Below are 22,610 nucleotides of genomic sequence, written 5' to 3' on the forward strand. Positions count from 1 at the left end.
CCCTCGGCCGCACAGGAAGCGACGGCCCACCCGGTACCTTGCGGATGTGACGACCCAACCCACCCCGGTCGTGCTCGATGTCGACACCGGAGTCGACGACGCGTGCGCCCTGCTCCTCGCCGCCCTGCACCCCGCCCTCGACCTGCGCGCCGTCTCGTGCGTCGGCGGCAACGCCTGCGTCGACGACGTGGTGCGCAACACCCTGCTCGTCCTCGAGACCGCCGGGCGCCCCGACGTGCCCGTGGCCCGCGGCGCCGAGCGGCCGCTGCTCGAGGCGCCGGTGGACGCACGCCACGTCCACGGAGAGGACGGCATGGCCGACCTCGGCTGGGGGCCTGCCGCGTCGACCGTCGACCGGCGCCACGCCGTCGAGCTGCTGAGGGACGTATGCCGTGAGGCCGCCGAGTCCGAGCGTCCCGTCACGCTCGTGCCCCTGGCGCCGCTGACGAACATCGCACTCCTGCTGCGCACCTATCCCGACGCCGCACAGGGCATCTCGGAGATCGTCTTCATGGGCGGCGCCGCGAACGTGGGCAACGCGACCGCCTCGGCCGAGTTCAACGTCTTCCACGATCCCGAGGCGGCCGCTGTCACCCTGGACGCGGCAGCCGACCTCGGGATCCCGGTGACGATGTACGGCCTCGACGTCTTCTACGAGCCGGTCGTCGCGGCCGAGGTCGTCGAGCAGCTCCTTGCAGTCGGTGGCCGGGGCCCGGCCGAGCTCGGCGGCCGGCTGCTCGCGTTCCAGAACCAGCGCTTCGGGCGGGACGCATCGACCATCGGGGACGCCGGCGCCGTGTGCGCGGTCATCGACCGGGCGGGGCTGACGACGCAGACGCTGCCGCTGCGCGTCGAGCTCGCCGGGACGTGGTCCCGCGGCCGCACCATCGTCGACCGCCGGGACTGGAGCGGCGACATGGCGCACGACCCGCACGGCGAGGCGCCGGTGCGCATCGAGGTCGCCCTCGAGGTCAACGGGCCGCGCTATGCCGCGCTCTGGGCCGACACGCTCCTCGGCAGGCTGGACGAGCGCTGATGGGCCGCGTGGTCGTGCTCGGCTCGCTCAACGTCGACGTGGTCACCCTCGTCGAGCGGCATCCGCTGCCCGGGGAGACGCTGCTCGGTGAGGCCGGGGGCATGTTCGCCGGGGGCAAGGGTGGCAACCAGGCCGCTGCGGCGGCCCGTGCCGGTGCGGACGTCGTCATGCTCGCGCGCGTGGGTGACGACGGCCCCGGCCGCGCCTACCTCGACCGCCTCGACGCGCTCGGCATCGACACGACCGGTGTGGCGGTGAGCGGCGCAGGACCGACGGGCACCGCCTACATCACCGTCGACGAGCAGGGCGAGAACTCGATCATCGTCGTGGCGGGCGCCAACGGTGACCGCGACCCTGGCCTGGTCGAGCGCGCGGGCGGCCTCGGCCCCGGCGACGTGCTCCTGTGCTCGCTCGAGGTGCACCTGGACACCGTGGCCGACGCCGCGCGAGCAGCGCACGCGGCCGGCGCCCGGGTCGTGCTCAACCTCGCCCCGTATGCGGCCCTGCCGCCCGACGTCATCGCCCTCGCCGACCCCGTAGTGGTCAACGAGTCCGAGATGCGCGCCCTTGCCGACTCGGCGCTCGTCCCGCAGTCCCTGCTCGTGACGTTCGGCGCCGCCGGGGCGCGGTGGGGCGTGAGCGGGGTCGACGGCATACCCGTGCCGGCGGCCGAGCTGGGCGACACGGTGGGCGCGGGTGACGCGTTCTGCGGGGCGCTCGCGGCGGCCCTCGCCGGCGGGGCCGACGACCAGACGGCGCTCGAGGCGGCCAACCGGGCCGGCGCGGCGGCCGTGCGCTGGGTCGGCGCCCAGCCGGACGCGAAGCTCTGAGAGGGATGCACGGCAGAGGCCTCGTCTGTTCCTCCGGATCCCGCTCCGTTCTGGGGAGCAGAGTTCGAGCGGCTGCCGAGATGCAGGGAGCGTCGAGGCGTCCGTCGCTGGGAGCGGCATCGGCGGCGGGCAACGTGCGCCGCAAGGTCACGTCGTCGGCGAACCGCCCGCCGACGCTCCACGCCGCGACCAGAGGCGGTCGCCGCGGCGCGGCGAGCGTGAGTGGCGGCGGTGCCGAGGGAGGGAGGGAGCAGCCGTCAGGCGGGGGAGACGACTAGCGCGACCTGGCTGCCGCCTATACGGGTCACCACGAGCGTGGCCTCGGAGCCGCCCTTGCCCCGGCCGGTCATCTTCAGCTGGCGGCGCAGCACGTCGGCGTCGAGGGTGACGCCGCGCTTCTTGATGGTGACGCGGTCGTGTCCCTGGTCGCGCAGCCAGCGGGCCAGGCGCTTGGTCGACAGCGGCATCGCCTCGAGGACCCGGAAGCGGCGCGCCCACGGCACCTCGCCGGCGCGGTCGCTCGACACGTAGCCCACGCCCGGCGCGAGCTCGGCGCCCTCGACGGCCGACACGAGCGCGCCGGTCAGGCCGGCGCGGATGACGGCCCGGTCCGGCTCGTAGAGCCACTCGCCGACCTCGGCCACCGACCCGAGGGCGGGCTCGAGCATCCCGTCGGCGGCGTCGCCCTCCGTGACGACCGACGTCGAGGTCTCGGTGCAGACGGCCGCCGTGCGTCCGGGGCTGGCCACGAGCGGTCCCCACCACACCGCACACTCGAGCACCTCGCCGTGCCACGACGTCCACTGCGCCTCGGCGCCGCGCGGCACCGACCCGTGCGGGAACGCGGGGGAGAGCTTCGCACCCGTCGCCGGCACCTCGTCGGCGAAGGCGAGCACCCGCGACCAGGGAGGTGAGATGGCATCGAGGGAGAAGACGCGCCTGGTGCGCCCGCGGGCGTCGGCGACGCCGCTGACCCGCCGGGCCGGGTCGAGCCACACGCCGGCGTGGGCCGCCTCACCGCGGGGAAGGCGTACGTCCTCGGCGAGGGCGTGGCGCACGTGCGCGGTCGGCCAGTGGCGCAGGTTCACGGCCGCGATGCGCGCCGTCGCGTCGTCGGCGTCGACGGCGTGGACGGCGAGGTCGAGCCCGGCGAACGCCATGGCGTCGGCGCCCAGCCCGCACCCGAGGTCGTGGACCTCGCGAAGCCCCGCGGCGGCATACCGGTGGGCGTGGCGGGCGGCGATGGCCAGGCGCGTCGACTGCTCGAGCCCGTCCGGCGTGAAGAGCATGCCGGCGGCGAAGTCGCCGAACTTGTCGGTCGCACGCGACCTCAGTCGCGACTGCGTCATCGCGGCCGCGACGAGGTCGGCCTCGAAGCCCGCGTCTCGCAGCCGGCCCTGCAGCTGCAGCGAGCTCGCCTCGTCGTAGGGCGGCAGCGACTGGAGCAGCGCCCACCCCTCACCCGCGGCGAGGCGGTCGACCATCGCGGCGTCCATGGGGTCATCCTGCCAGCGCCGCGACGAGTGTTGGCACTCGACTTGACCGAGTGCTAACGACAAACCTAGATTTCATCTTGTTGGCACTCTCGACTCGAAAGTGCCAACGCCCTCCTCGAGGGAGGTCGACCCCCGCGACGGCGGCCAGCCTCGAAGAGCCCACAGTCCGTCGTCAGTTTCCGACTGTCCCGAAGGGAAGGTCACCACCGTGTCGGTTTCCATCAAGCCGCTCGAAGACCGCATCGTCGTCAAGTCCCTCGAGGCCGAGCAGACCACTGCCTCCGGCCTCGTCATCCCGGACACGGCCAAGGAGAAGCCCCAGGAGGGCGAGGTCGTCGCCGTGGGCCCCGGCCGCTTCAGCGACAACGGCACCGAGCGCATCCCGCTCGACGTCAAGGTCGGCGACAAGGTCATCTTCAGCAAGTACGGCGGCACCGAGGTCAAGCACGGCGGCGAGGAGTTCCTGATCCTCTCCGCGCGCGACGTCCTCGCGATCGTCGGCTGACCCAGCCGTATGCCGTGACCGCACCCCGGTGAGCCCCGCTGGGGTCTCCCCGGGGTGCGTCTCGTTTCCCCCAAGCACCGCAACCCAAGCAACCCGAGCCAAAGGAAAACCATGGCCAAGCAGCTGGAGTTCGACGACTCCGCCCGCAAGTCGCTCGAGCGCGGCGTCGACGCGCTCGCCAACGCCGTCAAGGTGACGCTCGGCCCGAAGGGCCGCAACGTCGTCATCGACAAGAAGTGGGGCGCCCCCACGATCACCAACGACGGCGTCACGATCGCCCGTGAGATCGAGCTCGAGGACCCCTACGAGAACCTCGGCGCGCAGCTCGCCAAGGAGGTCGCCACCAAGACCAACGACGTCGCCGGTGACGGCACGACGACCGCGACCGTGCTCGCCCAGGCCATGGTCAAGGAGGGCCTGCGCAACGTCGCCGCCGGTGCCGCCCCGGCCGCCCTCAAGCGCGGCATGGACAAGGCCGTCACCGCGGTCAACGACCGCCTGCTCGAGAACGCCCGCGAGGTCGACGGCAAGGACGAGATCGCGTCGGTCGCGACGCTGTCCGCGCAGGACCCCACCCTCGGCGCCCTGATCGGCGAGGCGTTCGACAAGGTCGGCAAGGACGGCGTCATCACCGTCGAGGAGTCCTCGACGACGGCGACCGAGCTCGAGTTCACCGAGGGCATGCAGTTCGACAAGGGCTACCTCTCGGCCTACTTCGTCACCGACACCGAGCGTATGGAGACCGTCCTCGAGGACGCCTACATCCTCATCAACCAGGGCAAGATCTCCTCGGTCGCCGAGATCCTCCCGGTCCTCGAGAAGGTCGTGCAGTCCGGCAAGCCGCTGCTCATCATCGCCGAGGACGTCGACGGCGAGGCCCTCTCGACGCTCGTGGTCAACAAGATCCGCGGCACCTTCAACGTGGCCGCCGTCAAGGCGCCCGGCTTCGGCGACCGCCGCAAGGCCATGCTGCAGGACATCGCCATCCTCACCGGCGGCCAGGTCATCGCCCCCGAGGTCGGGCTCAGCCTCGACCAGGCCGACCTGAGCGTCCTCGGCCAGGCCCGTCGCGTCGTCCTCACCAAGGACAACACGACGATCATCGACGGCGCGGGCGAGCAGTCCGAGGTCGCCGCCCGCGTGCACCAGATCAAGGCCGAGATCGATCGCACCGACTCCGACTGGGACCGCGAGAAGCTGCAGGAGCGCCTCGCCAAGCTCGCTGGTGGCGTGTGCGTCATCAAGGTCGGTGCCCACACCGAGGTCGAGCTCAAGGAGAAGAAGCACCGCATCGAGGACGCGATCTCCGCGACGCGCGCCGCGATCGAGGAGGGCATCGTCGCCGGTGGCGGCACCGCCCTCATCCACGCTGCCACGGCCATCGACGCGCTCGAGCTCTCGGGTGACGAGGCCACCGGTGCCTCCATTGTCCGTAAGGCCGTCGCCGAGCCGCTGCGCTGGATCGCCGAGAACGCGGGCCTGCAGGGCTACGTCGTGACCTCCAAGGTCGCCGAGCTGCCACTCGGCCAGGGCCTCAACGCGGCGACCGGCGAGTACGGCGACCTCATCAAGGCCGGCGTCATCGACCCGGTGAAGGTGACGCGTTCCGCGCTGCGCAACGCCGAGTCGATCGCCTCGATGATCCTCACGACCGACACGCTCGTCGTCGACAAGCCGGAGGAGGACGTCGAGGCCGGCGGTCACGGCCACGGCCACGGTCACTGAGCTGGTAGCCCACACGTCCGACCACTCGGTCGGACCGGGCATGCGGACGGCACACACCTGACGCACGACGAGGGCCGCTCCCCGGTTGGGGAGCGGCCCTCGATCGTCTCGTCCCACACCAGCGGGGCGTGTTGCGGCGGGTGCTGGACCAGTGCCGACCTGCTGGTCGCCGACGGCCTCCCGTGGAGAAGAGCCGGCGGCCCGACCGATGGGTCCTTGGTCAGGAAGCCTCCTGGATCCCGTCGTAGAGCACCTCGCGCTCGGCCTCGGTCAGGCCACCCCACACGCCGTAGGGCTCACGGACCTCGAGTGCGTGCGAGCGGCACTGGGCCACCACCGGACAGGCGGCGCAGACGGCCTTGGCCTGCGCGTCACGGTTGCGCCGCCGAGGGCCCCGCTCGCCCTCCGGGTGGAAGAAGACCTCGGGGCTGACGCCTCGGCAGGCACCGTCCAGCTGCCAGTCCCAGAGGTCGGCTACCGGTCCGGGGAGGCGGGTGATCTCGGCCATGAACTCGTCTCTCGGTGGGGCGGGGAACCCCGCGTGGGCGTAGCGACCAGCTCGTGTGGAAAAAGGTGGAGAAAGGAGGTTCTCTGGTCGCGGAACCGACGCTAACCGCGCACGTGATCACGGATAAAGAGCGGAATCTTAAGGACTTGTTCAAGAATTGCCATCCCGATGGCATGCTCTCTCGACGGGTGCTTCCGGCCGTCTGTGCCGGTCCGGCCGGTGCGCGGCACCGGTTGCCAGCACTAGCATGGGCCCCGCTCCGAGCGAGCGCCGAGGGTGGCGAAAGCAGGTCGTCACCCGCCCAGACAACGAGTTCGGGGGACGAGGACCAGATGGGTCTCGGAGGGTCGACGGGGGCGGGCGTAACGCGCGGTGCCGTCGGTGCGATGGAGCGGGTGGACGCTCCGTCTCTGCGTGAGCTCGCGGCGCTGGCCGGCTCTGACCCGCAGGCTCGTGACGTGCTGCTGGCTCGCACCAGGGACATGGCTGTGAGGTACAGCCGCGTCCGCCTCGGCCGCTTCGGGGCCGAGGACACTGCCCAGGACGTCGCTCAGGAGGTGTGCATGGCTGTCGTGGCCGCCCTGCCGACCTACCAGGAGCGGGGCCTGCCCTTCGAGGCGTTCGTCTACACGATCACCTCTCGCAAGCTCGTCGACGCCCAGCGGGCGGCCGTGCGCGGTCCGGCGCCCGTCGCCGACATCCCCGACGGGCCGGATGAGTCCCCGTCGCCGGAGTCCGTGGCCGTGATGCGCGACGACGCCGCGACGGCGGTGACCCTCATGCGGCGGCTGCCGGACCAGCAGCGCGAGATCCTGACGCTCCGTGTCGCCGTGGGGATGACCACCGACGAGACCGCTGCCGCCCTCGGGATGTCGACCGGGGCCGTACGCGTGGCGCAGCACCGGGCCCTGACCCGGCTGCGCGCGATGATCGCCGAGAACGAGAAGGGGGACGTCGCATGAGCGATCTGACCCCCATGAGGGACATGAGCGACCTCGCCGCCGACGACCTGCTGCTCGACCGGCTGGGCGCGCGCGGCGAGGCGGGCTCCGAGCCCGTCGCCGGGCTGCTCGCGGCCCTCGCCGCGCACGCCGACAGACCGCTGCCCGCGCGCCCGGCTCGCCGCCGCAGGAAGGCGCACAGACACCGCTACCTCGGCGCCTTCGCCGCCGTGGCCATCGCGGCCTCCGGCGCCGGTGTCGCCGCTGCGGTCACGCTGCCCCACCACGGGCCCGGCTCCGAGGAGCGCGCCCGGACCGCCAAGCAGGTGCAGGCTGCAGCACGTCGTGAGGCCCCCCGCGCCCTGCTGCCACGTCTCGGCCTGCCGAGGACCACCGGCACCGCCGCCGCCGGCGCCAAGAGCCTCGTCCTGACCCGGCGGAGCGACGGGGCGATCGTGCTGCTGCCCGCCGCCCTCGCGGCCGCCACCCTTCCGGCTGCTGACGAGAAGGCGGGGCCGGGCGCGGACGACGCCCACCACTCGGACGGCGAGCAGGGTCGGTCGGACCTCGCCCGGTCGGACGACCATGAGGGCCGGGCCGACGTCGAGCCCGGCACCGGCCGGTCCGCTGCGCCCGGCCCCGCGCACCAGGGCGAGGGCTCCGCTGCGGCGGCCCCCGGCCGATCCGCCAAGCCGCCGTCCGGGGACGCCGCGAAGACGCCCACCGCGGGGACGCAGGGCGCTCCGAGCAGCGCGGGCAAGAAGGCGGGCGCCACCAGGGGCAAGGGCCGCAGCGCGACCGCCACGGTGACCGGGCACCCAGCGCCGAGCGCGGGCGCCACGGGGCGGTCGTCCCGGACCTGAGGTCCGTTCGGGCCCGCTCGCGCCAGCCCGTAGAATCGCGCAATGAGCCTCGGATCGTCTGACGTGCCCGCTGCTTTCGCCCCGATGGGCCTGACGTACGACGACGTCCTGCTCCTGCCCGGCTACAGCGACCTCGCCCCGAGCGACATCGACACCACCACGCGCCTGACGCGCGAGCTGTCGATCCGCTCCCCGCTCGTCTCCGCGGCGATGGACACCGTCACCGAGGCGCGGATGGCCATCGCGATGGCGCGCCAGGGCGGCCTCGGAGTGCTGCACCGCAACCTCTCGATCCAGGACCAGGCGTACCAGGTCGACCTCGTCAAGCGGACCCAGACCGGGATGATCTCCAACCCGATCACCATCGGCCCCGACCGCACGCTGGAGGAGCTCGACGCCATCTGCGGCGAGTACCGCGTCTCGGGCCTGCCGGTCATCGGCGACGACAAGAAGCTCATCGGCATGGTGACCAACCGCGACCTGCGCTTCACCCCCGTCGCCGAGTGGGCCACCACCCTCGTGCGCGACGTCATGACCCCGATGCCGCTCATCACCGGCCCGGTCGGCATCAGCCGCGAGGAGGCCACCGCACTGCTGCGCCAGCACAAGCGCGAGCGCCTGCCGATCGTCGACGCCGAGGGCCACCTGGCCGGCCTGATCACGGTCAAGGACTTCGTCAAGGGCGAGCAGTTCCCCGACGCCAGCAACGACGCCGACGGCCGCCTCATGGTCGGCGCCGCGATCGGCTACTTCGGCGACTCGTGGGAGCGCGCGACCACCCTGATCGAGGCCGGCGTCGACGTCCTCGTCGCCGACACCGCCCACGGCCACGTGCGCCTGCTCATCGAGATGGTCCAGCGCCTGAAGAACGACCCCGCCACGCGACACGTGCAGGTCATCGGCGGCAACGTCGCGACCCGCGAGGGCGCGCAGGCCTTCGTCGACGCCGGCGCCGACGCGGTCAAGGTGGGGGTCGGTCCCGGTTCCATCTGCACGACGCGCATCGTCACCGGTGTCGGCGCGCCGCAGATCACGGCCGTCCACGCTGCAGCCCAGGCCTGCAAGCCGGCCGGTGTCCCCGTCATCGCGGACGGTGGGCTGCAGTACTCCGGCGACATCGCCAAGGCCATCGTCGCCGGCGCCGACTCGGTCATGGTCGGCTCGCTGCTCGCCGGGTGCGAGGAGAGCCCGGGCGACCTCATCTTCGTCGCCGGCAAGCAGTTCAAGACCTACCGCGGCATGGGCTCGCTCGGCGCGATGAGCAGCCGCGGCAAGAAGTCCTACTCCAAGGACCGCTACTTCCAGGCCGAGGTCGAGTCGGACGACATGATCGTCCCCGAGGGCATCGAGGGCCGCGTCGCCTACCGCGGTCCGCTGTCGGCCGTGGCCCACCAGATGCTCGGCGGCCTGCGCCAGTCGATGTTCTACGTCGGCGCCCGCTCGATCCCCGAGCTGCAGGAGAAGGGCCAGTTCGTGCGCATCACGTCGGCCTCGCTCAAGGAGAGCCACCCGCACGACGTCCAGGGCATCGTCGAGGCCCCCAACTACACCGTCGGCTGACGCCGCCCGAGCAACACGTATGCCGTCCCGCGAGGCCCGCGGGACGGCATACGTACGCGTGGGGACAGGTCGGTAGGATCGGCCGGTGACCGAGATCGAGATTGGCCGAGGCAAGCGCGGACGGCGCGCCTACTCCTTCGACGACATCGCCGTCGTGCCCTCGCGGCGCACGCGCGACCCGGAGGAGGTCTCGGTCTCGTGGCAGATCGACGCCTACCACTTCGACATCCCGGTCATGGCCGCCCCGATGGACTCGGTCGTCTCGCCCGAGAGCGCCATCACCCTCGGCAAGCTCGGCGCCCTGCCGGTGCTCGACCTCGAGGGCCTGTGGACGCGCTACGAGGACCCGACCGCCCAGCTGCGCGAGATCGCCGAGATCGAGCCGGGCGCGGCGACCGAGCGGATGCAGCAGATCTACGCCGAGCCGATCAAGCCCGAGCTGATCACCGAGCGGCTGCGCCAGCTGCGCGAGGCCGGTGTCACGGTGGCCGGCGCTCTGTCGCCGCAGCGCACCCAGCAGCACTGGAAGACCGTGGTCGAGGCGGGCGTCGACCTCTTCGTCATCCGGGGCACGACCGTCTCGGCCGAGCACGTCTCGGGCCGCGCCGAGCCGCTCAACCTCAAGCGCTTCATCTACGAGCTCGACGTGCCGGTCATCGTCGGTGGCGCGGCGACCTACACCGCGGCCCTGCACCTCATGCGCACCGGCGCCGCGGGCGTGCTCGTCGGCTTCGGCGGCGGGGCGGCCCACACGACGCGGACGGCCCTCGGCATCCACGCCCCGATGGCCTCGGCCGTCGCCGACGTCGCGGCTGCCCGCCGTGACTACCTCGACGAGTCGGGCGGCCGCTACGTGCACGTCATCGCCGACGGCGGCGTCGGCACCTCCGGCGACATCGTCAAGGCCGTGGCCTGCGGCGCAGATGCCGTCATGCTCGGTGCGGCCCTGGCCCGGGCCACCGACGCCCCGGGCGGCGGCTACCACTGGGGTCCCGAGGCCCACCACGCCGAGCTGCCGCGCGGCGCGCGCATCGCCATCGGCGCCCAGGCCTCCATCGAGGAGATCCTCTTCGGCCCGGGGCGCCACGCCGACGGCACGACCAACGTCATCGGTGCCCTGCGCCGGGCGATGGCGACGACCGGCTACTCCGACGTCAAGGAGTTCCAGCGGGTCGAGGTCGTCGTCTCGCCCTACCTCGGCAACTGAGCGCGCAGCCTGCCAGAGCGCCCCGGGACGGCTGTGGGCTGGGTTACTTCCCGGTAGCCTGCGCCTGCTCCGCTCCCTAGGGTGAGGCCCATGGAGTTCGACCACGACGTCGTCGTCATCGGGTCCGGCTTCGGCGGGTCCGTGGCCGCGCTGCGGCTCGCCGAGAAGGGCTACCGCGTCCACGTCTACGAGGCGGGGCGACGCTTCGAGGACGAGGACTTCGCCCGGACCAGCTGGGACGTGCGGCGCTACCTGTGGGCGCCGAAGCTCGGCCTCTTCGGCGTCCAGCGGATCCACCGCCTCCCCGACTGCCTCATCCTCGGCGGCGCGGGCGTCGGTGGCGGGTCGCTCAACTACGCCAACACGCTCTACGTGCCGCCGACGCCGTTCTTCCGCGACCGGCAGTGGGGCCACATCACCGACTGGCAGGCCGAGCTCGCGCCGCACTACGCCACCGCCCAGCGGATGCTCGGCGTGGGCCTCAACCCGTGCGAGGGCCCGGTCGAGCAGCTGATGCGCGACACGGCGGCCGACCTCGGCGTGGCGCAGACCTTCCGCAAGACGCCTGTCGGCGTCTTCTTCGGCGAGCCGGGCAAGCGGGTGCCCGACCCCTACTTCGGCGGCGAGGGCCCGGAGCGCACCGGCTGCACCGAGTGCGGCAACTGCATGGTCGGCTGCCGGGTCGGCGCCAAGAACACCCTGGTCAAGAACTACCTCGCCCTCGCGGAGCGTCGCGGCGTCGTCATCGAGCCGCTGCGCACGGTGACCCGGGTCCGGCCGCTCGACCCGGCGGCGCCGGAGCAGGGGTATGCCGTCACGACCGTCCGCAGCGGGGCGTGGGCTCGCCGGTGGGCCGGGGAGCGCACCGTCACCGCGGGCCAGGTGGTCGTCGCGGCCGGCGCCTGGGGCACCGCGCAGCTGCTGCAGGCGATGAAGGCCGAGCCAGAGGGGCGCGGGCTGCCGCGCATCTCGGACCGGCTCGGGGAGCTGACCCGCACGAACTCGGAGGCCCTCGGCGGGGCCATGACCGCGCGGGTGCCCAAGGGCGTGGACCTGACGAAGGGGGTCGCCATCACGTCGAGCTTCCACGTCTCGGACACCACCCACGTCGAGAACGTCCGCTACGGCAAGGGCTCGAACCTCATGGGGGCGCTCGCGGTGATGCAGGTCGACGGCGGTGGACGCATACCCCGGTGGGTGCGGTTCGCCGGTGAGGTGGCGCGGCACCCGTGGGTCTTCGCGCGGTCGCTGTCGACGCGGCGCTGGAGCGAGCGCACCGTCATCGCCCTGGTCATGCAGACGCGCGACAACTCGATCACCGTCGGGCGCAGGCGGGGCCTCCTCGGCTGGCGCCTGACCTCGAGGCAGGGTCACGGCGAGCCCAACCCGACCTACATCCCCGAGGGCAACACCGCCGTCCGCGCCATGGCGAAGCGGCTGGAACGCACGACGGGGGAGCGCGCGTGGCCGGGGTCCTCGGTCGGGGAGATCCTCGACATCCCGATGACGGCGCACTTCCTCGGCGGCGCGGTGATCTCCGACTCGCCCGAGCACGGGGTCATCGACCCGTACCACCGGGTGTGGGGCTACCCGGGCCTGCACGTGCTCGACGGGGCGGCGGTGTCGGCCAACCTCGGCGTCAACCCGAGCCTGACGATCACGGCCCAGGCCGAGCGCGCCGTGTCGCTGTGGCCGACCCGCGGCGAGCCGGACCGGCGCCCGGCCCAGGGAGAGGCCTACCGGCTCGTCGACGCCTGAGCAGGCCGGGACGAAAGAGGGTGAGGCCGTCACCCCTCAGAGACGGCCCCACCCCACGGTGCGGGCCCTAACCAGTCGAGAAACGACCCGGCACCGCGCTGCAAACGAGGCAGCACGAGAGGGGTTACGCGTCCTGCCGAATCTTTGCCGGGACCTGATGAAGGACCGCACGGACCGGACGCACCACCGGGACGGGCTGCTGTCCCGGTCAGACGACCGAGGGCTCGTCGCGCCACGAGCGCCACAGGGCGGCATACGCCCCGTTGGCCCGGAGCAGCTCCTCGTGCGAGCCGATCTCGCTGATCTCGCCGTCCTCGACGACGCACACCCGGTTGGCGTCGTGCGCGGTCATGAGTCGGTGCGCGATGGCCACGACGGTGCGCCCTTCGACGACCGCCGCCAGGGACCGTTCGAGGTGTCGCGCCGCGCGGGGGTCGAGCAGCGAGGTGGCCTCGTCGAGCACCAGCGTGTGCGGGTCGGCCAGGACGAGCCGGGCCAGGGCCAGCTGTTGGGCCTGCGGCTCGCTGAGGCGGTGCCCGCCGGAGCCCACGCGGGTCGCGAGGCCCCCGGGCAGGCGCTCTGCCCAGTCCCGGGCGTCGACCGCCGCGAGCGCCTCGAGCAGCTGCTCGCGCGAGGCGTCGGGGCGGGCGAGACGCAGGTTGTCCTCGAGCGACCCGACGAAGACGTGGTGCTCCTGGGTCACGAGCGCCACCTGCCCGCGCAGCCGGGCCAGCTCGAGGTCCACCAGGCGCACGCCACCGACCTCGACCCGGCCCTGCCGGGGTCCGTCGATGCCGGCCATGAGCCTTCCGAGCGTCGACTTGCCGGCACCGGAGGGCCCGACGATCGCGAGGCGCTCGCCGGGGCGCAGGTCGAGGCTCACCCCGCGCAGGACGTCCCGGCCCGCGCGGTAGGAGTAGTGCACGTCGGTGGCTGCGAGGCGGTCGTCCGCCGGCTCCTCGCCCGTGGCCGCACGGTCGGGCGGCACGTCCCCGATGCCGATGACGCGGGCGAGCGACGTCGCGCCGATCTGGATCTCGTCGAGCCAGGAGATCAGCTCGTCGAGCGGGCCGGCCATCTGCTGGACGTAGAGCGCCACCGCCGTGACGGTGCCCGCCGTGGCGAGGTCCTGCGAGATGAGGAAGCCACCCCACAGGAGGGTGACCGCGACCGGCGCGAAGAAGGCGAACTCGACCGAGGGGAACCACCGCAGGCGCAGCCCAAGGGTGTAGAGCTCGGCGTCGTAGCAGTCGCGCAGGGCGTCGTCCATGCGCCGCCGGCGCCGGCTGCGCAGGCCGAGGGCGTCGATGGTGCGCCCGCCGTCGGCGGACTCGGTGACGACCCCGTTGAGCACGGCATACGTGGCCCGCTCGCGGAGGTAGCCGTCCGGTGCGTGCCGCAGGTAGCGGCGAGTCGACAGCCCGAGGATCGGCACGCCGACGAGGACGGCCAGTGCGACCTGCCACCCGGTGACGAAGGCGGCGACCACCGTGATGACGGTGGTCACGGAACCGACGAAGATGGCGGGGACGCCGAAGCGGATGACGCGCGAGAGCGCCTCCACGTCGTTGGTCGTGCGCGAGACGAGGTCGCCGGTGCCGGCGCGCTCGACGGTCGAGAGGGGCAGCTCGACGACCCGCTCCATGAACTGCTCGCGCAGCTCGGCGAAGATCGTCTCGCCGAGGACGAACGAGGCGCGCCGGGCGAACCACGTGGTGACCGTCTGCACGACCACGGCGGCCGCGATCCACAGCGCGAGCCGGTCGACGACCGCGAGCGACCGGCCGTGGCTGATCTCGTCGACGAGCAGGCCGATGACACGCGGTGCCACGAGGGCGGCGGCGGCCGCGACGGCGTGCAGGCCGATGACGAGGGCGATGCCGCGGCGGTGCCGGCGGGCGAGCCCGCGGGTGTGGGCCCGGACCGAGGCCATGTCGGCCACGGGCAGTGAGCGTGCGGACGCCGTGGACGGCGCCGGTGCCTGCGACATCAGTCCTCCCCTCGGACGACGGTGCGTCGGTAGTCGGGTACGCCTGCCATGAGCTCGGCGTGGGTGCCGGTCGCCGCGACGCGGCCGTTCCGGACGAACACGACGGAGTCGGCCCGGTCGAGCAGCAGGGGGCTCGCCGACATCACGACCGTCGTGCGCCCGGCGCGGGCCGCGGTGATTCGGCCGGCGATGCGGGACTCGGTGTGGGCGTCGACCGCGCTGGTGGGCTCGACGAGCACGAGCGTCTCGGCACCGGTGAGCAGCGCGCGGGTCAGGGCGAGGCGCTGGCGCTGGCCGCCGGAGAACGCCCGGCCGCGCTCCTCGACCTCGTTGTCGAGGCCGCCGGGCAGCGCCTCGAGCACGTCGTCGCCGCTCGCCACGGCGAGGGCCTCCAGGATCGCGGCGTCGTCGTGCTCGCCCCACGGGTCGAGCCCCTCGCGCAGCGTCCCGGTGAAGAGCCGCGGGTCGCTCTCGGACACGACGACGCGGCGTCGCACCTCGGCGAGCGAGGCGTCGGCCAGGCGCGTGCCGTCGAGGCGCACGTCGGTCTCGCCGGCGCCGAACCGGCCGAGCCGGTCGGCGAGGGCCGCCGACTCCTCCGGCTGAGCGGAGACGACCACGGTGAAGCGGCCGGGCTCGACGGTCACGCCGCTGTCGGGGTCGTGCAGCAGGGCCGGCTCCCTCGGCAGCGGCTGCGGCTCGGCCGGCTCCGCCTGGTCGGGGCGGACCCGGAGGATGCGGGTCAGCTTGCCGGCGCCGATGTGGGCCCGGGTGGCCCGGTCGACCATCTCGGTGGCCGTGCGCAGGGGGATGACGAGGAAGGCGGTGTAGCCGTAGAACGCGACGAGCTGGCCCGGCGTGATCTCGCCCTCGATCGCGAAGCGGGCGCCCAGCCAGACGACGACGAGGACGAAGATGCCGGGCAGCAGCACCTGGGCGGCGTCGAGCGCCGCCTGGTAGCCGGCCACCCGGTTGCCGACCTGCCGCACGGACTGGGACTGGGCGGCATACCTCGTCAGGAAGGGCTGCTCGCCGCCGATCCCGCGCAGCACGCGCAGGCCGGCGACGGTGTCGGCGCCGAGGCCGATGAGGGTGCCGGACTCCTCGCGCTGGGCGAGCTGGCGCGACTGGAGCGGGCGGACGATGAAGGTCAGGCAGGCGACGAGGACGGGGACGCCGATGAGGACCACGAGCCCGAGCGGGGTGGAGGCGCCCAGCAGGATCAGCGCGACGACGACGTAGGAGACGACCGCCCCGGCGAACCGGGCCGAGACGTCGTAGAGCCCGCCGATGCGCATCGCGTCCGAGCTGACCGTCGCGACGACGTCGCCGGTCGGGACCGTGCGGGTCAGGGCCTCGCCGGTGTCGGCGGCCTTGTGGCCGATCAGCTGCGCGGAGCGGAACGCGCCCTGCATCCAGTTCATGACGGCGTACTTGTGGCGCATCGCGCCGGAGGCGGCGCTCAGCACGACGAGGCCGACGAGGATGAGGCACCACCGCAGCAGGCCGCCGGGGTCGCCGCCGATGATGCCCTCGTCGATGGCCTTGCCCATCGCGGCGGGGAAGAGGGCCTGGCTCACGAGCCAGACGATGCCGAAGGCGATCGCCACGACGAGGGTGTGCCACTGGCCCTTGCCGACCCACTTCAGGTATGCCGTCGGGCTCGTCAGGTCGGGCGTGCCTGGGTCGGCGTGGGGCAGCGAGATCACTTGCCGCAGTTTAGGTTCGCGGCCGCAGGCACCTCACGTCATTTTCTGCCGTGCTGTCCGCTCACGGCGTCGGGTCGGGGCGCGAGCGGTCGAGGGCGTCGGACAGCTCGTCCACCTCGAGGGTGTCGGCGTCGACGCACCGGTTGCGGTAGGCGGCGCGCCCCACGAGGTGCGCCGAGACAGGCGAGGTGAGGAACTGGGTGGCGGCCAGCAGGACGAGCGTCGTGACCGCGGCCCACGTGCGCAGGCTCAGGGCCAGCCCGGCGAGGATGAGGATCAGTCCGAGGGTCTGCGGCTTGGTGGCGGCGTGCAGCCGCGAGAGCGTGTCGGGGAACCGGACCAGGCCGATGGCTCCGGCGAGGCAGAGGAACGCGCCGAGCAGGAGGCAGACCGCTCCCGCGCCGTCGAGCACGGACAGCCAGCTCATGGCCGGTCACGCTCCTCGGGGCCCTGGTCGGGGCCCTGGTCGGGGCCCTGGTCGGTGCCCTGGTCGGGGCCCTGGTCCGTGTGCTCTCGGACGACGGCTTCCGGGTCATCGGAGTCTCGGGAGAGGAACCGGGTCACCGCGACCCCGCCGACGAAACCGACGAGGCCGAGGATCATCAGCAGCGGCAGGTAGGTCGTCGTGCGCTGGCGCGCCGACTCGAGGGCGACGCCCGCGATGACGATGACGAGCAGGATCTCGGCAGCGACGATGCGGTCGAGGTTGCTCGGGCCCTGGAACAGCCGGACGAGGACGAGGGCCGCTGCTGCACCGAGCATCGTCAGGGCGGCCGCGATGACGATGGTCATGGGGTCTCCTCGTCGTCCAGAGGATCGGCAGGATCGACAGGCGCCGTGCGGTCGGTGGCTGGTGCCGGGGACGTCCCCGGCCAGGGCGAGCCGGTCTCGAGGGCGACGATCTCCTCTCGGGAGCCGATGGCTCGCACGACGCGTCGCTCGACGGCGAGGGCGCTGGCGCGCTGGGCCTCGATGCGACCCTCGCGCTCGACGTCGAGCAGGTGCAGGTAGAGCACGGAGGTGGACCTGCGGGCCTCGACGACGACCGAGCCGGGCACGAGGGCGACCAGCTCGGCCGTGAGCGTCAGGTAGAGGTCCGAGCGGGAGCGCAGCTGCACCTCGATGACGGCGTTGCGGGGGCGGCGCCTGCCGAAGGCGAGCCGCATCACCTGCCACGAGGACACGACGAGGTCGAGGAGGAACCGCCCGATGAGCAGCGCCACGCGGTGCGGCCGCAGCCGCCCGTGGAACTCGATGGACGGCAGCGGGAACGCGTAGGTGACCAGCAGGCCGACGAGGAGGCCGTTGACGACGTTGCCCCAGCTCACGCGGTCCCACAGCAGCACCCAGGCGAGGGCGATGGCGACAACGGCCCGCGGCTGGAAGACGCGTCGCCGGCGCGGCCGCGCGGACACCTGGTGGCCGGCCGTGTGCGTGCTGCTGGGTGGGTCCGTCATCGGCGGACCTCCTCGGGCAGGACGCTCGTGACGTAGGGCGCGCGGCTCGTGAGGTCGGCCGCGGCTCGCTGGGTGAAGGCGTAGAGGGGGCCGGCGACGAGGGTGATGAGCAGCCCCACGGCGGTCATGGCGGCCGTGGCCGCCAGCATCGTCCGTGGCAGGGTCCGGGCGGGCGCCTCGACGCGGACGGCGACCCCGCCGTCACCGGCGCCGTCCCCGGCGGGCGCGGGTGACTGGGGGGCCTCGGCGAGGGTGCGCCAGAAGGCCTGGCTCCACACCTTGGCCAGGGCGTAGAGCGTGAGCAGGCTCGTCATGATGCCGCCGACCACGAGCAGCCACGCGAGCGGTGTGCCGACCGCGATGCCGGCGTCGAGCAGGCCGACCTTCGCCAGGAAGCCGGACAGCGGGGGGATGCCCGACAGGTTCATCGCGGAGACGAAGAAGAGCGTCGCCAGCACGGGGGAGGCGACGGCCAGTCCGCCGAGGCGGTCGAGCGAGGGTGTGCCGGCGAGTCGCTCGACCAGGCCGGTGATGAGGAACAGCGCCGTCTGGATCGTGATGTGGTGGGCGACGTAGAAGATGGCGCCCGCCGTGCCGGCCGGGGTGGCCAGCGCGATGCCGAAGACCATGTAGCCGATGTGGCTCACGAGGGTGAAGGACAGGATCCTCTTCAGTCCCGACTGCGACACGGCGCCGAGGATGCCGACCACCATCGTCAGCAGCGCCGCCCACATCAGCAGGCCCTGCAGCGGCGAGTCGGGGAAGAGCAGCGTCTGCACCCGGATGATCGCGTAGACGCCGACCTTCGTCAGCAGCCCCGCGAAGACGGCTGTCACCGGTGCCGGGGCGGTGGGGTAGCTGTCGGGCAGCCACGCCGACATCGGGAAGATCGCCGCCTTGATGGCGAAGGCCGTGAGCAGCGAGAGCTGCAGCACGAGCGCCACGGCGGGGGAGAGGCCGCTGATGCGGATCGAGAGCTGGGCGAGGTTGACGGTGCCCGTGGCGGCATACACGGCGGCGATGCCGACGAGGAAGAGCGCGGAGCTGAGGAGGCTGACGACGACGTAGGTGGTGCCGGCGTGGATGCGGGCGGCGGAGCCGCCGAGGGTGATGAGCACGTAGGAGCTGAAGAGGAGCATCTCGAAGCCGACGAAGAGGTTGAACAGGTCGCCCGCGAGGAACGCGTTGGACACGCCCGCGGCGAGGACGAGGTAGGTCGGGTGGAAGATCGTCAGCGGGGTCTCGCTCTCGCCCTCCTCCTCGCTCTCGGCCTGGCCCTGCCCGATGGCGAAGACGAGGACGAGCAGGGTGACGATGCTCGAGACGAGCAGCATGAGGGCGCTGAGGCGGTCGGCGACGAGGGAGATGCCGAGCGGCTCCTGCCACGCGCCGAGCCACAGCACCTGCGGGCCGTTCGTGTCGGTCTGCCACACGAGAACGGCGGCGACTGCGACGACGGCGGCCAGCACGGCGATGCTCACGCCCCGCTGCAGGCGCGGCGACCGGCGGAAGGCGAGGGTGAGCGCCGCCCCGAGCAGGGGCAGCAGCACGGGGAGCGGGACGAGGTCGGGCACGCGCAGGCCTGTCGTGAGGTCGGTCACGGGGCGGGACTCCGGTCCTCGTCGGCGAGCTCGTCGGACGTCGTCGTGGACGTCTCGGACGGGTCGTACGTGGACGAGGTCTGGTCCTCGAGGGCAAGGCGCTGGATGTGGGCGTCCTCGGTGTCGTCGGGCACGTCGTCGGTGCCGGAGATCTGCCACAGCCGGTACGACAGGGCCAGCAGGAAGCCGATCGTCGCGAGCGAGATGACGATGGCGGTCAGCACCATCGCCTGGGGGAGGGGGTCGCTGATGGCGGCCGGGTCCTCGCCGACGAAGGGAGCCCGGCCGGCTCGCCCGCTGATGACGAGGTAGAGCACGGCGACGCCGTTGCCGATGAGCACCATGCCGAGGAGCACGCGCACGAGGCTGCGGTCGAGGGCCAGGGCCGTGCCTGCCGTCACGAGGCCGACGGTCACGAGCACCAGGGTGAGGTTCGGCTCCAGCCTCGCCTCGATGAGGGCAGGGGCGAGCGTCGTCATGACGGCACCACCTCCCGCGCGTCCCCGTCGTCCGTCCCGTCGCCCGTCCCGCCGCGCGCCTCGCCCGTCGCCTCGTTCGTCGCCTCGTCGGCGACCTGGCGGTCGATGCCCGTGCCGAGGCTGCGGACGATGTCGAGCATCATCCCCACGACGATGAGGTAGACCCCGATGTCGAAGAAGAGCGAGGTCACCAGGTGCACCTCGCCCCACGGGGGCAGCGTGAAGTCGACGGCCGTCGTCTCCAGGACCGTGCCGCCGAAGGCGAGCGGGGCGAGGGCCGAGCCGACCGCGACGAGCAGCCCCAGGCCGACGAGCAGTCCCGCGTCGAAGGGAGCCGCCTCGTCGAGCTCGTAGCGGCCGCCGGCGAGGTAGCGCACGACGAGCGCGAGCCCCGCGACGAGCCCCCCGGCGAACCCGCCCCCGGGCTGGTTGTGGCCGGCGAAGAGCAGGAAGAGCGAGGCGGCGAGCATGACGTGGAAGACCAGGCGAGTGACGACCTCGAAGATCACCGACCGCTTCTCGGTACGCATCGTGCGGCCGCCGTGCAGCCAGGTGCCGCGGGCGGGCTCGCTCGACGGCAGCTCCTTCGCGCTGGCCCGCGACAGTCGGGTGTTGCGGGTGCGCACGAAGATCAGGCTGGCGACGCCGGTCGCTGCGGCGACCAGCACCGACACCTCGCCGAGGGTGTCCCAGGCGCGGATGTCGACGAGCGTGACGTTGACGATGTTCTTGCCGTGGCCGAACGCGTACGCCTCGGTGGGGAAGCCGGCGGACACGGGTTGGGTCGTGCGGCCCCCCGATGCGACGAGGGCGATGGCGCCGACGGAGGCGCCGACGGCCGCTCCGAGCGCGAGTCGCCAGGAGCGTGACGGGGACTGCGGGTGCCGGGTGAACTTCGTCGGCAGTCGGCGTAGCGCCAGCACGAACACGACGAGCGAGACGGTCTCGACGAGCATCTGCGTGATCGCGAGGTCGGGGGCCCCGTGGAGGATGAAGAGGAGCGAGACGCCGTAGCCGGTGGCACCGACGAGCATGACGGCGGTCAGGCGCCGGCGCGTCACCAGGACGAGCACCGCAGCAGCGACCACGACGACGCCGACGACGGCCTGTCCGGCGCTGTCCCACAAGCGAACCGACGGGAAGGTGCCCCGGGTCACGGCAGCGAGCCCGGGCAGCGCCACGAACACGAGGAGTATGCCGGCCAGGTAGATCGGCAGCGACCCCCGCTGCGTCACGGCGGTCGTCTCGACGGCGCCCCGGTCGACCCAGCGCAGGGCCCGGGCGAAGCCGCGCTCGCCGTCGACGAGCGGCGGCACCCCCGCCTGCACCCGGGCGACCTGGGCGCGCTGGACGAAGAGCCCGAGCCCGATCGCGACGGACACGAGGGACAGCAGGAGCGGCGCGGTGACGCCGTGCCACAGGGCGAGTGGCTGCGGCTCGGCCCCGAGGGCGAACTGGGCCGCATACGGCAGCAGCCACGGCGACTCGAGCGGCGCGAGCAGGCCCAGCGCCAGGCCGCCGACGCCGAGCAGCAGCGGGGAGAGCACGAAGCCGGGGTGGGCCGCCTTGACCCGCGTCACGGGCACGCCGGGCTTCGTGGCGAAGGCACCCCAGAGGAAGCGAGCCGTGTAGGCGACGGTGAGCGCCGAGCCCGCGACGACGCCGGTGACCGCGAGCCAGCTCCACGGGGCGGCGAGCGGGACCGAGGTGTGCACGTCCTCCCACAGCGACTCGAGCGCGCTCTCCTTGGACACGAACCCCGCGAGGGGGATGATCCCGGCCATCGAGAGGCCGGCGAGCGTCGCCGGCACGGCGACGGGCAGCAGCTGCCCTCCGACGCCCGAGAGCTCACGCAGGTCGCGGGTGCCCGTGCACTTGTCGACGACGCCGACGGAGAGGAAGAGGGTCGACTTGAACAGCGCGTGGGCGATGACCAGGGCCAGGGCCGCGAGGGCCGACGCCTTCGTGCCGAGACCCGCGACCGCGACCATGAAGCCGAGCTGGCTCACGGTGCCGTAGGCGAGCAGCAGCTTGATGTCGTGCTGGCGCAGGGCCCGCCACCCGCCGACGAGCATCGTGAAGAGGCCGAGACCGACGGTGAGGGCGTGCCAGCCGGGCGCGCCGGCGAAGACGGGGGCGAGCAGGGCCACGAGGTAGACGCCGGCCTTCACCATGGCCGCGGCGTGCAGGTACGCGCTGACCGGGGTGGGGGCCGCCATGGCGCCCGGCAGCCAGAAGTGGAACGGCACGAGGGCCGACTTCGAGAGTGCGCCCACGAGGAGCAGCACGACGGCCGCCACCGTCACGGCGTCCAGTGCCGGCGCATGGGCGAGCAGCTCGGAGATGGAGTATGTGTGGTGCACGCCGAGGGCGATGATGCCGATGAGCATCGCCAGGCCGCCGAAGGTCGTGACGAGCAGCGCCTGCATGGCCGCACGCCGGTTCGTCGAGCTCGCCGGGTTGTGGCCGATGAGCAGGTAGGAGAAGACGGTCGTCAGCTCCCAGAAGACGTAGAGCATCAGCAGGTTGTCGGTGAGGACGAGCCCGAGCATCGCCCCGGCGAAGGCGGTGAAGACCGATGTGAAGCGCCACAGCGACGGGTCCCGGTCGGTGAAGTACCAGGTGCAGTAGAGCAGCACGAGCGCGCCGACGCCCGTCACGAGGAGGCCCAGCACCCACGACAGCGTCGTGAGGCGGAAGTCGAGGTCGATGCCGAGACCCGGCACCCACGAGATCCGTTGCGTGGGAAGGTTGCCCGCGCGGACGTCGGCCGAGACGGACACGAGCCAGCCGAACGCCGCTGCCGGAGCGAGCGCCAGGACGGGGAACGCCCTCGAGCGCAGGACCGTGGCCAGCCACGGCGCGAGGGCCGCAGCGAGCAGGTGCAGGAGCAGGAGTTGCGCCACGGCGGCCCTTCGGTCGTCGGGTGTGCGGGCGGTCCACGC

General features: G+C 72.8%; 19 protein-coding genes. 9 read left to right on the forward strand and 10 right to left on the reverse strand.

Translation table 11 applies throughout. The features are described from left to right. Window positions 1-46: 46 nt before the first annotated feature. Together LQK93_RS13815 and LQK93_RS13820 are read left to right on the forward strand one after the other, a co-directional pair. On the forward strand, window positions 47-1,036 hold the full coding sequence (locus LQK93_RS13815; RefSeq protein WP_374968355.1) for a nucleoside hydrolase: 990 nt from the start codon (window positions 47-49) through the stop codon (window positions 1,034-1,036). After that, the gene (locus tag LQK93_RS13820; RefSeq protein WP_374968356.1) at window positions 1,036-1,866 is read left to right on the forward strand and encodes a PfkB family carbohydrate kinase; all 831 of its coding nucleotides are present in this window, start codon (window positions 1,036-1,038) and stop codon (window positions 1,864-1,866) included. The genes LQK93_RS13815 and LQK93_RS13820 overlap by 1 nt, the downstream gene beginning before the upstream one ends. 257 nt (window positions 1,867-2,123) lie before the next feature. Here LQK93_RS13820 and LQK93_RS13825 read toward each other — a convergent pair whose 3' ends face one another. Further along, complete coding sequence (locus LQK93_RS13825) at window positions 2,124-3,362, reverse strand: class I SAM-dependent methyltransferase (RefSeq protein ID WP_374968357.1); 1,239 nt, start codon at window positions 3,360-3,362, stop codon at window positions 2,124-2,126. A 208-nt stretch (window positions 3,363-3,570) separates the two neighbouring features. Here LQK93_RS13825 and groES point away from each other — a divergent pair, with 208 nt between their 5' ends. Next, window positions 3,571-3,867: a co-chaperone GroES gene (groES, locus tag LQK93_RS13830; RefSeq protein WP_374968358.1), complete on the forward strand. Its 297-nt coding sequence runs from the start codon at window positions 3,571-3,573 to the stop codon at window positions 3,865-3,867. A 111-nt stretch (window positions 3,868-3,978) separates the two neighbouring features. Beyond that, entirely contained in the window at window positions 3,979-5,592 is a 1,614-nt protein-coding gene (gene groL / locus LQK93_RS13835) for a chaperonin GroEL (protein ID WP_374968359.1), read from the forward strand. 220 nt (window positions 5,593-5,812) lie between these two features. On the opposite strand, the gene LQK93_RS13840 is transcribed toward groL, so the two are convergent. Then, window positions 5,813-6,100: a WhiB family transcriptional regulator gene (locus LQK93_RS13840; RefSeq protein WP_020144864.1), complete on the reverse strand. Its 288-nt coding sequence runs from the start codon at window positions 6,098-6,100 to the stop codon at window positions 5,813-5,815. 386 nt (window positions 6,101-6,486) lie between these two features. Here LQK93_RS13840 and LQK93_RS13845 point away from each other — a divergent pair, with 386 nt between their 5' ends. The 5 genes from LQK93_RS13845 (at window position 6,487) to LQK93_RS13865 (ending at window position 12,429) form a co-directional block, all read left to right on the forward strand. Then, a complete protein-coding gene (locus LQK93_RS13845; RefSeq protein WP_374968360.1) occupies window positions 6,487-7,062 on the forward strand; it encodes a sigma-70 family RNA polymerase sigma factor in 576 nt (191 codons plus the stop codon). Beyond that, on the forward strand, window positions 7,059-7,904 hold the full coding sequence (locus LQK93_RS13850) for a hypothetical protein (protein ID WP_374968361.1): 846 nt from the start codon (window positions 7,059-7,061) through the stop codon (window positions 7,902-7,904). Before LQK93_RS13845 ends, LQK93_RS13850 begins: the two co-directional genes overlap by 4 nt. A gap of 42 nt (window positions 7,905-7,946) precedes the next feature. Then, entirely contained in the window at window positions 7,947-9,464 is a 1,518-nt protein-coding gene (gene guaB, locus LQK93_RS13855) for an IMP dehydrogenase (RefSeq protein ID WP_374968362.1), read from the forward strand. A gap of 85 nt (window positions 9,465-9,549) precedes the next feature. After that, complete coding sequence (locus tag LQK93_RS13860) at window positions 9,550-10,671, forward strand: GuaB3 family IMP dehydrogenase-related protein (protein WP_374968363.1); 1,122 nt, start codon at window positions 9,550-9,552, stop codon at window positions 10,669-10,671. 90 nt (window positions 10,672-10,761) lie between these two features. Next, entirely contained in the window at window positions 10,762-12,429 is a 1,668-nt protein-coding gene (locus tag LQK93_RS13865) for a GMC oxidoreductase (protein WP_374968364.1), read from the forward strand. Between the two features lie 208 nt (window positions 12,430-12,637). Here LQK93_RS13865 and LQK93_RS13870 read toward each other — a convergent pair whose 3' ends face one another. The 8 genes from LQK93_RS13870 to LQK93_RS13905 all read right to left on the reverse strand — a co-directional run bounded on the left by LQK93_RS13870 (window position 12,638) and on the right by LQK93_RS13905 (window position 22,571). Continuing rightward, complete coding sequence (locus LQK93_RS13870) at window positions 12,638-14,419, reverse strand: ABC transporter ATP-binding protein (protein WP_374968365.1); 1,782 nt, start codon at window positions 14,417-14,419, stop codon at window positions 12,638-12,640. After that, window positions 14,419-16,128: an ABC transporter ATP-binding protein gene (locus LQK93_RS13875; RefSeq protein WP_374968366.1), complete on the reverse strand. Its 1,710-nt coding sequence runs from the start codon at window positions 16,126-16,128 to the stop codon at window positions 14,419-14,421. Before LQK93_RS13875 ends, LQK93_RS13870 begins: the two co-directional genes overlap by 1 nt. 61 nt (window positions 16,129-16,189) lie before the next feature. After that, the gene (gene mnhG, locus LQK93_RS13880; protein ID WP_374968367.1) at window positions 16,190-16,555 is read right to left on the reverse strand and encodes a monovalent cation/H(+) antiporter subunit G; all 366 of its coding nucleotides are present in this window, start codon (window positions 16,553-16,555) and stop codon (window positions 16,190-16,192) included. Then, window positions 16,552-16,920, reverse strand: coding sequence for a monovalent cation/H+ antiporter complex subunit F (locus LQK93_RS13885; protein ID WP_374968368.1), 369 nt, complete (start codon window positions 16,918-16,920; stop codon window positions 16,552-16,554). The genes mnhG and LQK93_RS13885 overlap by 4 nt, the downstream gene beginning before the upstream one ends. Continuing rightward, window positions 16,917-17,585: a Na+/H+ antiporter subunit E gene (locus LQK93_RS13890; protein WP_374968369.1), complete on the reverse strand. Its 669-nt coding sequence runs from the start codon at window positions 17,583-17,585 to the stop codon at window positions 16,917-16,919. The genes LQK93_RS13885 and LQK93_RS13890 overlap by 4 nt, the downstream gene beginning before the upstream one ends. Next, window positions 17,582-19,186, reverse strand: a complete 1,605-nt coding sequence (locus tag LQK93_RS13895; RefSeq protein WP_374968370.1) for a Na+/H+ antiporter subunit D — start codon at window positions 19,184-19,186, stop codon at window positions 17,582-17,584. The genes LQK93_RS13890 and LQK93_RS13895 overlap by 4 nt, the downstream gene beginning before the upstream one ends. After that, window positions 19,183-19,665: a Na(+)/H(+) antiporter subunit C gene (locus tag LQK93_RS13900; protein WP_374968371.1), complete on the reverse strand. Its 483-nt coding sequence runs from the start codon at window positions 19,663-19,665 to the stop codon at window positions 19,183-19,185. Before LQK93_RS13900 ends, LQK93_RS13895 begins: the two co-directional genes overlap by 4 nt. Beyond that, window positions 19,662-22,571: a Na+/H+ antiporter subunit A gene (locus LQK93_RS13905; RefSeq protein WP_374968372.1), complete on the reverse strand. Its 2,910-nt coding sequence runs from the start codon at window positions 22,569-22,571 to the stop codon at window positions 19,662-19,664. The genes LQK93_RS13900 and LQK93_RS13905 overlap by 4 nt, the downstream gene beginning before the upstream one ends. Window positions 22,572-22,610: the final 39 nt, after the last annotated feature.

Origin of the sequence: Terrabacter sp. BE26, assembly GCF_041941675.1 — a bacterium.
GTDB lineage: Bacteria > Actinomycetota > Actinomycetes > Actinomycetales > Dermatophilaceae > Terrabacter.

What these genes read in the sequence shown, in the direction of transcription:
- LQK93_RS13850 (WP_374968361.1), top strand. Translation starts at nt 7,059, where the DNA reads ATGAGCGATCTGACCCCCATGAGGGACATGAGCGACCTCGCCGCCGAC.
- LQK93_RS13820 (WP_374968356.1), top strand. Translation starts at nt 1,036, where the DNA reads ATGGGCCGCGTGGTCGTGCTCGGCTCGCTCAACGTCGACGTGGTCACC.
- LQK93_RS13825 (WP_374968357.1), bottom strand. Translation starts at nt 3,362, where the DNA reads ATGGACGCCGCGATGGTCGACCGCCTCGCCGCGGGTGAGGGGTGGGCG.
- guaB (WP_374968362.1), top strand. Translation starts at nt 7,947, where the DNA reads ATGAGCCTCGGATCGTCTGACGTGCCCGCTGCTTTCGCCCCGATGGGC.
- LQK93_RS13870 (WP_374968365.1), bottom strand. Translation starts at nt 14,419, where the DNA reads ATGTCGCAGGCACCGGCGCCGTCCACGGCGTCCGCACGCTCACTGCCC.
- LQK93_RS13865 (WP_374968364.1), top strand. Translation starts at nt 10,762, where the DNA reads ATGGAGTTCGACCACGACGTCGTCGTCATCGGGTCCGGCTTCGGCGGG.
- LQK93_RS13845 (WP_374968360.1), top strand. Translation starts at nt 6,487, where the DNA reads ATGGAGCGGGTGGACGCTCCGTCTCTGCGTGAGCTCGCGGCGCTGGCC.
- LQK93_RS13885 (WP_374968368.1), bottom strand. Translation starts at nt 16,920, where the DNA reads ATGACCATCGTCATCGCGGCCGCCCTGACGATGCTCGGTGCAGCAGCG.
- LQK93_RS13900 (WP_374968371.1), bottom strand. Translation starts at nt 19,665, where the DNA reads ATGACGACGCTCGCCCCTGCCCTCATCGAGGCGAGGCTGGAGCCGAAC.
- mnhG (WP_374968367.1), bottom strand. Translation starts at nt 16,555, where the DNA reads ATGAGCTGGCTGTCCGTGCTCGACGGCGCGGGAGCGGTCTGCCTCCTG.
- LQK93_RS13840 (WP_020144864.1), bottom strand. Translation starts at nt 6,100, where the DNA reads ATGGCCGAGATCACCCGCCTCCCCGGACCGGTAGCCGACCTCTGGGAC.
- groL (WP_374968359.1), top strand. Translation starts at nt 3,979, where the DNA reads ATGGCCAAGCAGCTGGAGTTCGACGACTCCGCCCGCAAGTCGCTCGAG.
- LQK93_RS13890 (WP_374968369.1), bottom strand. Translation starts at nt 17,585, where the DNA reads ATGACGGACCCACCCAGCAGCACGCACACGGCCGGCCACCAGGTGTCC.